13 protein-coding genes are annotated in these 14,154 nt (G+C 28.1%); 12 read left to right on the top strand and 1 reads right to left on the bottom strand.

Annotated elements, in window-relative coordinates; translation table 11 throughout:
• The first annotated feature begins 306 nt into the window (after positions 1-306).
• Positions 307-1,725 carry a branched-chain amino acid transport system II carrier protein gene (gene brnQ, locus IBJ83_RS07910; protein ID WP_201276027.1) on the top strand — a complete coding sequence of 473 codons (1,419 nt, stop codon included), beginning with the start codon at positions 307-309 and terminating at the stop codon, positions 1,723-1,725.
• A gap of 78 nt (positions 1,726-1,803) precedes the next feature.
• Here the strand turns inward: brnQ and gpmA are convergent, their stop codons facing one another.
• Entirely contained in the window at positions 1,804-2,547 is a 744-nt protein-coding gene (gene gpmA / locus IBJ83_RS07905) for a 2,3-diphosphoglycerate-dependent phosphoglycerate mutase (RefSeq protein ID WP_201276026.1), read from the bottom strand.
• Between the two features lie 145 nt (positions 2,548-2,692).
• Between gpmA and IBJ83_RS07900 the strand changes: the two genes are divergently transcribed.
• The 11 genes from IBJ83_RS07900 (at position 2,693) to IBJ83_RS07850 (ending at position 13,991) form a co-directional block, all read left to right on the top strand.
• A complete protein-coding gene (locus IBJ83_RS07900; protein ID WP_201276025.1) occupies positions 2,693-3,550 on the top strand; it encodes an ABC transporter permease in 858 nt (285 codons plus the stop codon).
• Positions 3,544-4,332 (top strand): ABC transporter permease, encoded by a 789-nt coding sequence (locus IBJ83_RS07895; protein WP_201276024.1) that lies wholly within the window; start codon positions 3,544-3,546, stop codon positions 4,330-4,332. Before IBJ83_RS07900 ends, IBJ83_RS07895 begins: the two co-directional genes overlap by 7 nt.
• Entirely contained in the window at positions 4,319-5,407 is a 1,089-nt protein-coding gene (locus IBJ83_RS07890) for an ABC transporter substrate-binding protein (protein ID WP_201276023.1), read from the top strand. Before IBJ83_RS07895 ends, IBJ83_RS07890 begins: the two co-directional genes overlap by 14 nt.
• Before the next feature lie 236 nt (positions 5,408-5,643).
• Positions 5,644-7,074, top strand: a complete 1,431-nt coding sequence (locus IBJ83_RS07885) for an APC family permease (protein WP_201276022.1) — start codon at positions 5,644-5,646, stop codon at positions 7,072-7,074.
• 127 nt (positions 7,075-7,201) lie between these two features.
• A complete protein-coding gene (locus tag IBJ83_RS07880; protein WP_201276021.1) occupies positions 7,202-8,521 on the top strand; it encodes a M18 family aminopeptidase in 1,320 nt (439 codons plus the stop codon).
• Positions 8,521-8,901: a hypothetical protein gene (locus tag IBJ83_RS07875; protein ID WP_201276020.1), complete on the top strand. Its 381-nt coding sequence runs from the start codon at positions 8,521-8,523 to the stop codon at positions 8,899-8,901. Before IBJ83_RS07880 ends, IBJ83_RS07875 begins: the two co-directional genes overlap by 1 nt.
• 155 nt (positions 8,902-9,056) lie before the next feature.
• A complete protein-coding gene (locus IBJ83_RS07870) occupies positions 9,057-10,232 on the top strand; it encodes an iron-containing alcohol dehydrogenase (protein ID WP_201276019.1) in 1,176 nt (391 codons plus the stop codon).
• A gap of 388 nt (positions 10,233-10,620) precedes the next feature.
• The gene (locus tag IBJ83_RS07865; protein WP_201276018.1) at positions 10,621-10,938 is read left to right on the top strand and encodes a hypothetical protein; all 318 of its coding nucleotides are present in this window, start codon (positions 10,621-10,623) and stop codon (positions 10,936-10,938) included.
• Between the two features lie 43 nt (positions 10,939-10,981).
• Positions 10,982-12,244, top strand: coding sequence for an ABC transporter permease (locus IBJ83_RS07860; protein ID WP_201276017.1), 1,263 nt, complete (start codon positions 10,982-10,984; stop codon positions 12,242-12,244).
• Positions 12,237-13,106 (top strand): ABC transporter ATP-binding protein, encoded by an 870-nt coding sequence (locus IBJ83_RS07855; protein ID WP_201276016.1) that lies wholly within the window; start codon positions 12,237-12,239, stop codon positions 13,104-13,106. The genes IBJ83_RS07860 and IBJ83_RS07855 overlap by 8 nt, the downstream gene beginning before the upstream one ends.
• A 9-nt stretch (positions 13,107-13,115) precedes the next feature.
• Entirely contained in the window at positions 13,116-13,991 is an 876-nt protein-coding gene (locus IBJ83_RS07850; protein ID WP_201276015.1) for a hypothetical protein, read from the top strand.
• Positions 13,992-14,154: the final 163 nt, after the last annotated feature.

Raw genomic sequence — 14,154 nt, 5'->3', positions numbered from 1 at the left:
TCTAAAGTAATTTTTAACTAAAAACAAAAATACATAAAAAAAGCACAGACAAAACTAATGCTTTGTCTGCACTCTGAAGGGAACTTTAAGTTCCCTTTTTTTATGCAAATATTTTATCTTGATAAATTATATAATTCTCACAATGAATAATTATACAATAAACTTTATTTATTTTCAGTTTTATATACTTCAAATCGTGAAATAAAATAGAGAATATAAAGATGATTTTTCAAGTCGATAAGCCTTGCAAGTTTTGAATTTTTATGTTAATATATCTAAAGAAATCGTTATTATCAAGGGGGAAGTATGAAAAAAGAATTAAGAATAATATTTGTAATAGGCTTTAGTTTGTTTGCAATGTTTTTTGGTGCCGGGAACTTAATATTTCCAACATTTTTGGGTTATTCTTCAGGCTCTTACTGGCCAATAGCTTTTATTTTGTATATGGCTGCAGATGGACTTTTAGCAATGGTATCGCTTTATTGCGTATTTAGTTGTGGTGGTATTACAGAATTCGTTAAACCTTTAGGAAAGTATTTAGGAACTATTGTTTTGGTTTGTATATCTTTATGTATAGGACCTCTAGTTGCAATTCCAAGAACTGGAGCAATTACATATAATTTAGGCGTTGCAAATTTTGGATTTAAAAGTTTGGTTATAACAACTGCCGTATTTTTTATTGCTACATATTTTATTTGTATAAAATCTGAAAAAATTGTTGATTTTATTGGTAGATATTTAACTCCTACATTATTAGCATTTTTAATTATTATGGTTATAACAGGAATTATATCTCCGGTTGGAGAAATTCAAGCTGGACAAAATTTACAAAAAGTAATGTATGAATCATTTATAAATGGTTTTCAAACTTTAGATGGACTTGGTGCAGGACTTTTTAATGCTGTTATTGTAAATGCTTTGATTTTTTATAATATAAAGAAAGATAGAGAAAAGAAAGTAATTTTATCTTCTTCAATTATAGCTTTCATCTGTTTAAGTATAGTTTATTGTGGACTTTGTTACTTAGGAGCAAGTTCAAGACTTAATGTTGCAAATGCAGAAAATGGTACAGATATTTTACTTAGCTTTACAGGATTATTATTTGGTCGTTCCGGTGTTTTGATGCTTTCTGTAATAGTAATTTTAGCTTGTTTAACTACTTCAGTTGCTCTTACAGGAGGAGTTGCAGAATATTTTTCAGAATTAATACCGAAAATTCCTTATAAAATTTGGCTTATGATAGTTTGTTTTGCAAGTTTTATTTTCTCATGTTTGGGTGTAGATGCGATAATAAAATTGGCAATTCCACTTTTATTTACATTATATCCACCAATTATTATATTGATTTTAACAAGTGTATTTAGAAATAAATTCCCTTGTAATAATGCGATAAAATATTCAGCAATACTTGCTATAATCATCGGATTTATCACTGTATTGAATGATACTTTTGGAGGTTTGGGTTTTATAAAATTACTACCTCTTAGTTCTTTAAGTTTTGGATATTTAATTCCTTCATTAATTGTTTTTGTTGTCATTGCATTTTTTGAAAAGAACAGCGGAGATAATATTGATGTTCCAAAGGTATTAAATACGAGAATAACTTTACATGACGAAGATGTTGGAATGCTTTATTATATATCTGAAAAAATTGACGAACCGAAGTCAGAAGTTATTAGAAAAGCAATTAAGAATTTGTATGATGAATTAAAAGATAAAGAATAAAAATCTACATATGCTTGGTATAGTAATGGAAAACAATAAAAATAGAGAAAAGAAAGGGTGATACGTTTGTATCACCTATTATTTTTTCTTTGCTTGGTTTGCAACTGAATTTATTTTTGCATTTATTGCATCTTGATTTCCTAAGTAATATTTATTTGTAACTTTGAAATCGTCATCAAATTCATAAACTAAAGGAACTCCTGTTGGAATATTTACAGAAATTATTTCTTCATCTGTTAGGTTGTCTAAATATTTAACTAATGCTCTTAATGAGTTTCCGTGAGCTGTGATTAAAACTCTTTTTCCGTCTAACATATCTTTTTTAATAACTTCATTGAAATAAGGAATAACTCTTTCGATAGTATTTTTTAAACTTTCATTATAAGGTAATTCGCTCTTTTCAACATTTCTATAAGCCTCTTGGTTATGAGGACATCTTTTATCATTTTCTTCAAGTGCTGGTGGTGGTACGTCAAAAGACCTTCTCCAAAGTTTTACTTGTTCTTCTCCGTATTTTTCAGCAGTTTCTGCTTTATTTAATCCTTGCAAAGCACCATAATGTCTTTCATTTAATTTCCAAGTTTTGATAACTGGTAACCATTGTCTATCCATTCTTTCTAAGACGATATTTAAAGTATTTATAGCTCTTTTTAGGTATGAACAGTAGCATACATCAAAGTCAAATTCGTTGTCTTTTAATGCAAATCCTGCCTCGTTTGCCTCGATAACGCCTTTGTCTGAAAGACCTACATCAGTCCAACCTGTGAATAAATTTAATTTATTCCATTCGCTTTCTCCGTGTCTTATTAAAACTAATTTCATTTTAAAAAACTCCTTTAATTTTTCTTACATTAATTATATTACAAATATTTAAACTTTACAAGATAAAACTTGTAAAATCATTAATTTGATTAAAATAGTTAAATTATGATATAATCTTAATTGATAATTATTTTTTGGAGGATTTATGTTAAAAAAATATTCATATAAAATTAGGGCTATGCCATATTTGATATGGACGGTTCTTTTTACGGTGATACCTTTGTTTTTTATCATTTATTATTCTTTTAAGGTTAAGGATAAAAATTTTGTTTTCACTTTGGATAATTACAAAAAATTTTTTACACCGACTTATGTAAAAATTATTTTTGTTTCTTTAAAATTATCTTTGATTTCAACTTTTTTATGTTTTCTTTTTGGATTTCCAGCAGGACTTTTCCTTAGTAGAATAAAGGGAGAAAAGCGAAGAAATATTTTTGTATTATTTTTTATTATGCCTTTGTGGACTAACTTTTTGCTTAGAACATACTCTTGGATGAGTATTTTTAGAGAACAGGGGATAATAAATCAAATGCTTATAAATATTGGTATTATTAGCCAACCGATAAAGTTTTTAAACAATAATTTTGCGATTATTATAGGAATGATTTATAATTTTTTACCTTTTATGGTACTTCCAATCTATACTGCACTTATTAATATTGATAAGGAATATATCGAATGTGCAAAAGATTTAGGGGCGAGAGGTAAAGATTTGTTTTTTAGAATTCTTTTGCCACTCAGCTTTAAGGGAGTAATTTCAGGTTGCATTATGGTCTTTATGCCTTCAGTTACGACTTTTATAATTTCCGACTTGCTTGGTGGTAGTCAAAATATGCTCGTCGGAAATTTAATTCAAAGGGAATTTTTACAAGCGAGAAATTGGGAAACGGGCTCAAGCATTTCTATAATTATGATTTGTATAATTTTTGCAAGTCTTTTTATTTTCAAAAAACTTGTAAAACAATCAGAAAATGAAATTTCAGAAGGGTTTAGGATATGGTAAAAAAAGCGTTAGAAAAAATTTATCTCTATTTTTGTTATTTATTTTTATATATGCCAATAATATTTATGATGATTTTTTCTTTTAATGAATCAAGATATAACAAGTCTTTTACTGGCTTTAGTTTGAAATGGTATGCAGAGCTTTTTAAAGATGAATCCATTATGAAAGTTTTTTACCAAACTCTTATCATAACTGGAATTGCAACGATTTTTGCGCTTTTAATAGGAACTCTTGGTGCTTGGTCGATTTACAAGGTAGTTAGTTCGAAACTTAGAAGTTTTTTTACAAATGTAAGCTATATACCACTTATATTGCCGGACATTGTAATTGCTATTGGAATGATAATTTTGTATGTATTTTTTAATTTTGATTTTGGATATATCACAATAATTTTATCACATATAATCTTTAATGTTCCTTTTGTGGTTTTTGCTATTTTGCCTAAACTTTTGACCTTTGATAAAAGACTATATGATGCAGGTATGGACTTAGGGGCAAGACCTTTTCAAGTGTTTAGAAGAGTTGTTTTGCCACAATTAGTTCCGAATTTAATCGCAAGTGCATTGATTTGCATAACTTTATCTTTAGACGATTTTACGGTTAGTTACTTTACTTCAGGAAATGGAGTAATGACGCTTTCCGTTAAAATTTATTCAATGACAAAAAGGGGAATAAGTCCAAAAATAAACGCATTGTCAACTTTATTGTTTGCAAGTATAATTTTAATTTCAACAATAACATATATATTTAAAAATAAAGGAGTAAAAAATGAAAATATTTAAAAAATTATTAGCATTACTATTAGTTTCATCAACAGCAATGACTTTTGCAGGTTGTGGAAAAACTGAGAAAAAAGAAGAAAAGAAAGGCGAAAAAGTAGAACAAAGTTCTGAAAAGAAAGTTTTAAATGTAACAAATACCGACCTTTTCATTGAGCCTGAAACAATTAAGGAATTTGAAAAAGAATATAATTGTAAAGTAAATTACACATTCTTTGAAGAAAACGAAGAATATTACACAAAATTAAAATCAGGTGCTGAAAAGTATGACGTAATTGTAGCAAGTGATTATATGGTTGACACTATGATTAAAGAGGGAATGTTGGAAAAACTTGATAAGAATAAAATTCCAAATATGGAGAAAGTTAAACCTGAATATAGAAAATTAATTTTTGACCCTACTTTTGAATATTCAGTTCCTTATACAATCGGAAATATCGGAATTGCTTATGATAAATCAAAGCAAGAAAAAGTTGAAAGCTGGGCTGACCTTTGGAGTGAAAAAAATAAAGGCGAAGTTGTAATGCTAGACGGAAGTAGATTTACAATGGCAATCGCTATGATTAAAGAAGGTATTGACCCTAACTCAACAAAAAAAGAAGATATTTTAAAAGCAAGAGATTCTTTAATAGCTCAAAAGAAAATCATAAAAAGCTATGTAGGAGATGACCAAGCTAAAGATAACCTAATTTCAGGAGAATCAAAACTTACTTGTATTTGGGGTGGAGAAGCATTACTTGCAAAAGATGAAAATAAAAATGTAGAATTTGTATTTCCAAAAGAAGGAGCAATTTTCATCTTTGATAACTGGGTAATGCCTAAAGTTTCAGAAAATAAAGAACTTGCTCAAAAGTTCATCGACTTTATGTCAAGACCTGAAATCTCTGCAAGAAATTGTAATGTTGTAAAATACGGCTCACCAATCGAGGGTGCAAGAGAGCTTATGAAAGACGAATTAAAAAATAGTGATATAGTATTCCCTGCAAAAGAAGTATTTGAAAAAGGCTTTATCTTAAAAGATTTAGGAGAATCAAACGAAATATTACAAAATGCGTGGACAGAAATGAAAGCGAAGTAAAGCAAAGAAAAAACAAAAAGGCATCGAAAGATGCCTTTTAAATTGAATTAAAATAAGTGATAAATATTTGATTTAGCATATTTTAATTTAAATAAACAATTTATTAAAGTAATAAAAATATTATAACAAAAATAAAACGTTATCCTATTTCAAACACCTTTGACAAGAGACTTTAATTTTGGTATACTAAAGACAGCTAAAATTTTAGCACAAAATTTATGTTTTAGGAGGACAAAATGGAAAGTTCCGAAAAGAAAATCAAATGGCAGGCCCTTGTATTTATGTGTTTCTCAACACTTTGGGGTTTTGGAAATGTTTTAAACGGATATATTTACTTTCATGGTACTCAAGTAATCTTTTCTTGGTTACTAATGTTTGCATTGTATTTTATTCCGTATGCACTTATGGTTGGTGAACTTGGTTCAGTATTTAAAGATTTAGGTGGTGGGGTAACTTCTTGGATTCAAGAAACTACTAACTCTAAATTAGCTTATTATGCAGGTTGGACTTACTGGGCAGTACATATCACTTATATTGCCGGTAAAGGTTCAGGTGGTCTTAAAGCTTTAAGTTTTATGATTTTTAGAGATGCTAAAGCTTATGATAGTATTCCTACTATTTATGTTCAATTAGCAACATTTGCTGTTTTGCTATTATTCTGTTATTTAGCAACAAGAGGTTTAAGCCCTATTAAGAAATTGGCAACACTTGCCGGTTCAAGTATGTTTGTTTTAGGTATTTTATTTATTCTTATGATGTATGCTGCACCAGTTATCAATCCAAATGGTGGATATTTAAAATTGAACTTCGCATGGAATAACTTATTCCCTAAGGTTGACTTGAACTATTTAAGTAATTTGTCAATTTTAGTATTTGCTGTTGGTGGTATCGAAAAGATTTCACCTTATGTAAATAAGCTTGAAGGAGATTCTGCAAAAGAATTCCCTAGAGCAATGATGTTTGCAACTTTAATGGTTGTTATCAGTGCTATCTTCGGTACAGTTGCTATGGGACTTATGTTCGATATTAATGAAATCAACGCAAGTAAAGAAGCATTTGACTCTTATGCAGCAAATGGTGCTTATTGGGCATTCCAAAAATTAGGCGCATATTATGGTGTTGGTGATTTATTATTAATCATTTACTCAGCAGCTAATACTGTTGGACAATTCTCAACATTATTAATAAGTATTGATGCTCCTTTAAGAATGTTATTAGAAGACCCTAATGCAAGTCAATACATCCCAACAAAATTATTAAAGAAGAACGACAAAGGTGCTTATGTAAATGGTATCGTATTAGTTGCAGTTTTAGGTGGAGCAATCATCTTAGCTCAATCTTTCGTTCCTGGTGCTACTACAGTTCTTAGACAACTTACTCGTCTTAACGGTGTAGTAATGCCAATGAGATATATGTGGGTATTCGTTGCATACATTGCTCTTAGATATGGTAAAGAAGAACTTGACAGACATTACAGATTTGTTAAGAGTAGAGGCGTTGGATTATTCTTCGGCGCTTGGTGTTTCTTAGTAACATTAGCTTGTTGTTTACTTGGAATGTACTCAAAAGACAGCTTTGAAATGGTATTAAAGATTATAACTCCTGCAGTTTTAGTTGCTTTAGGTTTAATCTTACCAGTTCTTAGAAAAAGAGAAGACAATAAATAAATTTAGATAATAAAATTTAGATTATAAAGAAATAAAGGAACTTTGGTTCCTTTATTTTCTTTGAAATATATTTAATGATTTTAAATTTAATAATTGGGGTAAATTTAAAGTCATAGGAGGTATTAATATGAATAATATTGAAATTACAAAAGAATTATTAACTTTTATTGATTCAAGTAAAAGTATGTTCCATACTGTTGATACGATGAAAAAATATTTTGATAAAGCAGGTTATACATTTTTACCTGAAAATGCAAAATGGGAAATCAAAAAAGGTGGAAACTACTATACTACAAGAAATAATTCAAGCATTTTAGCTTTCCAAGTTGGTGAAGACCTTAGCGACTATCACTTCCAAATCACAGCTGCTCATAGTGATTCTCCAACATATAAAGTTAAAGCTGTTCCTGAAATGGATGCACCGGGCGAACATTTAAAATTAAATGTTGAAGGTTATGGTGGAATGATTGATTCAACTTGGTTTGACAGACCTTTAAGTCTAGCTGGTAGAGTTTTGGTTAGAGAAAAAGGAAAAATTGTAAATAAATTATTCTATATAGATAAAGATATTTTAATGATTCCAAATGTTGCAATTCATTTAAACAGAGAAATAAACAATGGCTATGCTTACAATAAGCAAATTGATTTATTACCTTTATTTTCTGCTGGAGAATTAAAGAAAGGTGACTTTGACAAAATGGTTGCAGATGAACTTGGAGTTGATGTTACAGATGTTATTTCAAAAGATTTATTCTTAGTAAATCGTCAAAGACAATGCATCTGGGGATACAAAGATGAATTCGTTTCAACACCAAAACTTGATGACTTACAATGTGCATTCACTTCAATGAAAGCATTTTTAGATGCTAAAAATCCAAAGGCTATAAATGTTTGTGCAGTTTTTGACAACGAAGAAGTTGGTTCAAATACAAAACAAGGTGCAATGTCAACATTTATGAAAGATGCTTTAAAGAGAATTAATGCTTCTCTTGGATTTGGAACTGATGAATATCATCAAGCAGTTGCAAAATCTTTCTTAGTTAGCTGTGATAATGCTCATGCAGTTCATCCAAACCATGCTGAGCTTTATGACCCAACAAATAGAACTTTTATGAACAAAGGTATTGTTATAAAAGAGGCTGCAAATCAAAAATATACAACTGATGCTTTCAGTAGAGCAGTATTCTTAGAAATTTGTAAAAAGGTTGAAGTTCCTACACAATTCTTTGCAAACAGATCTGATAAAGTTGGTGGGTCAACTCTTGGAAACTTATCAAATATTCAAGTTAGTTTACATGCTTTAGATATAGGGGTTGCACAACTTGGAATGCACTCAAGTTTTGAAACTTGTGGTATCAAAGATACAGGATATATGGTTACTGCATTAAAAGAATTCTTCTCAAGCAATATTAAAATTGACTGTGCAGACGGAGTGATTTTTGAATAATGTCAAGAAGAATTACACCAAAAGAAATAGCTGAAGATAAGTCAAAAATTTCTTTGACAGGATTAACCATAATTATGATGGGAACTTTGTTTATATATTTTTTATGGGCTGTTATAAATAGTAAATTTTTAGTAAACTTTAGTATAGATGCATTAGTTGGAGTAGTTGCTATCGTTATTTTAATTAGAAATTTAAAAGTAAAATATAATATAATAAAAAAATATACAAGTGAAAAACAATTTATGATTTTAGATTTAGTAGCTTTTACTCTATGCTTTTTAATAAAAGTTGTAGTAAAAATTCCTTTTGACTTTTCTTTAATCATTTTGTTAATTTCACATTATGCGACAAAGCAAATATTTAATAAAATAGTAAAATAAGGTTACTACACAATAAAAATCAGAGAGAATTGTTTTAAATAATTCTCTCTTTTTTGGTTTTCTTATTTTAAAATAAGGGTATTCTTTAACTAGATATAGAGAAAATGTGAAATCAATTTAGAAGTATTAAAAAATAAATTTAAAGGAGGATTTTTATGAAACCATTTATTTATGATATTCCTGTTAAGGTATATTTTGGAGAAGGACAACTTTCCAATCTTGGAAGAGAATTGTCAAAATATGGAAAAAAAGTTTTATTAACTTACGGAGGAGGTTCCATTAAAAAGATTGGACTTTATGATGAAGTTATAAAAGAAATAAGAGATGCAGGACTTGAAGTTTTTGAACTTTCAGGTATAGAACCTAATCCTAGAATAGAATCTGTTAGAGAGGGTGCTAGAATATGTAAGGAAGAAAATATTGACGTGGTTCTTGCTGTTGGTGGAGGTTCAACAATTGATGCCTCAAAATTTATTTGTGCTGGAGCAAAAGTTGATTTTGACCCATGGGATTTTCTTGATTTAGAAAAAAGAGCAAAAATAGAAGATGCATTGCCACTTTTAACTATACTAACACTTTCAGCAACAGGCTCTGAAATGGATAATGATGGAGTTATTTCAAATCTTAAAACAAATGAAAAATTAAGTAATGGTTCAATGTGTATGGTACCAAAAGTTTCATTTCTTGACCCTACAAATACATACAGTGTAAGTGAGTATCAAACTGCTTGTGGGTCGGCAGATATTTTAAGTCATATCCTAGAAGTTTATTTTACAACAGAAAATGATTTATTTATGCTTGATTGTGTTATGGAAGGTCTTATGAAAACAGTTATAAAATATGCTCCGATAGCAATGAAAGACCCTACAAACTATGAGGCTCGTGCTAATTTAATGTGGGCATCTTCATGGGCAATAAATGGTTTTGTAAATGGAAGTAAATCAACTGCTTGGAGTTGCCACCCAATGGAACACGAACTTTCAGCTTTTTATGATATAACTCATGGACATGGACTTGCAATCTTAACTCCACGTTGGATGAAATATTGTTTAAATGATGAAAATATATATAAATATGTTCAATTTGGAGTTAATGTTTTTGACATAGATAAAAATCTTTCTGATAGAGAAATTGCAGAAAAAGCCATTGAAAAATTTTCCGAATTTTTATTTAATGACTTAAAATTACAAAGCACATTAAAAGATATAAATATTGATGATAAAAATTTTTCTATTATGGCAAAAAAAGCATGTAAAGGCAAACCAAGTATAAAAGGCTTTAAAGAATTAACACCGGAAGATGTAGAAAATATTTATAGAATGTGTTTGTAAACTTTAATAAAAATTTTAAAAATAATTAAACTCATAACTCATCTAATATGCTTAGATGAGTTTTTTTATATAATATAGAATATTCGATATGAAAATAATTTAATAAAAATTTTTTATATTGGAGAGTTGGAAAATTGCAGATGGCAGTATAAATATTTTATCTAAAACTATTACTTACAGTTTTGACAAATCTTGTAAAATTTTAGCAATTGGAATTTGTATTTTAACAATTTTATTGATTTGTATAGCTTTTATTCAAGATAGAAGGATGAATAGGCAAAAATATATTAAGCATACTTGACATTTTAATTAAAATATGATATAAGTACATTAGAGAGTTTATTGGGTAAAACACATAATAATCATATTTAAAAACGGAGATAATATTATGAAAAAAATATTAAAAAAATTTTGCTTGGTTTTATGCTTAATGGTAACGATTTTTTCTGTTATGTCTGTATCTACTACAGCAGAAGAAATTAAACAAAACAAGGAAGTTGTTCATCAATTAAGAACAGATGTTCTTCCTAAAAGAATATATATTAGTAATAAAAGTTTTTATTCAAGTGGATTGCCTACAAGATACCATTATTATGAAGAAGAACACGATGGAGTCGTTTATAGTGGTAAGTTGACATTGACACAATATCAAGATACAGGTAATGGTTACTTGGGTTTATATTCTGGATATATTTATAGAAAATAAAATAATATTGCCCAATAAACTCTTATACTTTTAGGAGGCAGTTATGTGTAATTTGTTTTTTAAATATTTTATAAAACAGAAGAATAATATCCTATTTCTTATTATAATTATAATTTTTGGTTTTATTATGTCTTCTATTTCAAAAATTGAAAATAACAAAACAAAAGAAGAACAGATTTCTAGTAAAGAAAGAGTTATAGAGATATTTAAAGAAGAAATTAAAGAGGTAGATAAAGATTTAGAAAATGATAATATTTCAGATGAAGAAAAAACAGAATTAAATAATATGAAAAAAAGAAATATTGCCAATATACAGAATTATGAAGAAATAATCCAAGACATTAGAACGGAAAATTGGAAGGCGTTATATGAAGATGAGTTAAAACGTTTTTTAGATCCCAACGGAAATTTTATTTCAAAAGGATTGGTAAAAAATGGAGTAAGTTATACTGTAGATCGGTTGACAGTAGAGATAACATACGAAATATTGAAGTATTTAAAGGAAAATAACATTCCTTCAGCTCATCCTTTGAATATACAGAGAACAGAATTTGACCAACCTAGAACTTCAGAAGAAAGTAATCTTCTTGATTATCATAGCAAAAAAACACTAGTTGGAACTTCACATAGATTATGGGATTTTTTTACAAATAATTTAGTATTAATCTATACTTTTATAATTGTGGTAACTTTTGGTATTCTATTTTCAAAATTGGAGGAAAGTCAAAATAAAACTATTAGATTTTTAAAGGCATCGGGGGCAAGTAAATTTAAGATTGTATTGTCGGGGCTTTTCACAGGTGGAATTTTAACGATTATACTTGGACTATTAATACCTGCAATATTTTTTGTAATAGAATTTTTAATAAGTGGTTCGTCATCTTTTAAATATCCGATTACAACTTATATTGTAAAAAGTGATTATTTTTCACTTATGAGCTTTGGATATAAGATCGTTCCAATATCTGATGTTTTAATAAAAAGTTTGATTTTGTTCTTGCTCTATGGAATATTTATATTCCTTGTTACAAGTACAATTTCAACTTTTGTAAAATCAAGTGTAAAATGCGTTATTTTATCCTTTGGACTTATAGCAACATTACAGATGTTTAATAAATGGTATAATCCGTTTTCATACTGGAGAGTTGGAAAGATTGCTGACGGAAGTATAAATTTTTTATCTAAAACTATTACTTACAGTTTTGATAAATCTTGTAAAATTTTGATAATTGGAATTTGTATTTTAACAATTTTATTGATTTGTATAGCTTTTATTCAAGATAGAAGGAGGAATGGATATGCCTAGTTTGTGTATAAAAAATCTTACTAAAAGATATGGAGAGAATGTAGTTTTAAATGATTTATCTTTAGAACTTGAAAATGCAGAGGTTTGGGCTTTGGTTGCACCTAATGGAACTGGAAAAACCACTCTTTTAGATTGTATTACAAATTTGAATAGCTATCAATCCGGACAGATTACTGTAAATGGTATAGATAATAGGGATAATGCTATTTTTAAAAAATTGTCATATTTACAGGATGCAAGTATTTTATTTCCGAATTTAACAGGACTTGATCATTTGAAATTTGTTGCAAATATACAAAAATTGCCAAAGACTAGAATAAAAGAAATTGTAAGTTTAACAAAGATTGAAAAATTTTATAAAAGACCTGTAAAGACATATTCTTTGGGAATGAAACAGAGATTACTTTTGGCTATTGCTCTTATTAATAATCCTGAAGTTTTACTGCTTGACGAACCTTTTAACGGACTTGATCCTAGCAGTCAAATAGAGCTTAGAGTTATGTTAAAGGAAATATCAGAAAGAGGAACTCTAGTAATTTTATCTACACATTTTTTAGGAGAAATTAGCCAATTAACTGATAATCTTCTATTCTTAAAAGATAAAAAAATTGTCAAAAAAATTGTAGAAGATGAATTTTTAATCTATGCAATTGATACTACTTCCAATGATCAATCTTTAGAAATTTTATCTCCATTTGTAGTAAGTGCTGAAATTGAAAAAGATATGATTATTTGTCAATTTAAAAAGAATTCTTTTGACGATGCAATTAAGGCAATACAGGATAAAGGCATAAAATTAATTAAAATAAGAGAGCATATAAACGCTTCTGAACAGATGTATCAAAGACTGTTTGCTGAGTAGGTGAATGTTATGAATACTTTGATATTAGAATGTAAAAAATTTATAAGAAGTAGAATATTTGTAGTAATTTTAGGAGTTATATTAGTTTTATTAGCTTCTCTATTTTATAAAAATTATTTAAATTATCAACAAGTTGATACAGATAAAAAGCATGAATTACTCATGATTAAGGAAGAAATATCGTTAATTTTATATCCGGGTGATGGAAAGTCTCCTAGTATATATTCTGGGGATAAAGATAAAATGGATTTGTTAAAAAAATCTCTTGAAATATCAGAAAAGACTTTAAAGCTAAAGCATAGCGGAGACGATAGAGGCTATATGGAAAGTGCAATTTTGATGTACGAAAAAATCATTGAAATCAAAGAAAATGAAATAAATTTTTCTATGTCAAAAAGTTATGCTAATCACGAAAAAGAAAGGTTATCCGAAGTAATAAAAGCAAATAGAACTTTTCAATATGAACAAGCTCCTTTAGACGGTGTTTTGCTTGAATATAATAATATAAAGTATATTCTAGCTGTAATTTTTTTGATGGCTCTATCTTACTTCTTTATAACAACTTACTTAGATTTTTATTATCATAAGGGGTTTTTATTTACACTTCCAATGAAAAAGACGAGTTTTATAATTGGAAAGGCTATGATTTCTTTTGCCATTAATATTATATTGATAATAAGTCAGTTTGGGTTAAGTTTAGTTTTTTCTTATCTTTGGAAATGGAAAAATGCTTTTAATTATCCCGTGTTTTCTGATTTGACAGGTGGATTTTTACCTGTTAATAAGGCTATAATTAATTATGTGGGAATAGAAATCGGAATATGTTTTGTTGCATTGATTATTTCTACTGTTTTTTATAGCTTATATATAAAAATTAAAAAATAAAAATTTTACTGTAAAATGAAAATCATTTTACAGTTTTTTTTATTGTGAAAATTTAATTTTGAAAAATTTTTTATTATTAGAAAATTACCCATATTGTAAAATTAAGTTAGCCAGTAAGAATAGAAAAAAACATCTCAAAGAGGTATAATAGTAATTGAACAAA

This window comes from Parvimonas parva (genome assembly GCF_016552165.1).
GTDB lineage: Bacteria > Bacillota > Clostridia > Tissierellales > Peptoniphilaceae > Parvimonas > Parvimonas parva.
Note: the sequence above shows the minus strand (reverse complement) of the source record. Positions and strands in the feature narration are given on the sequence as shown.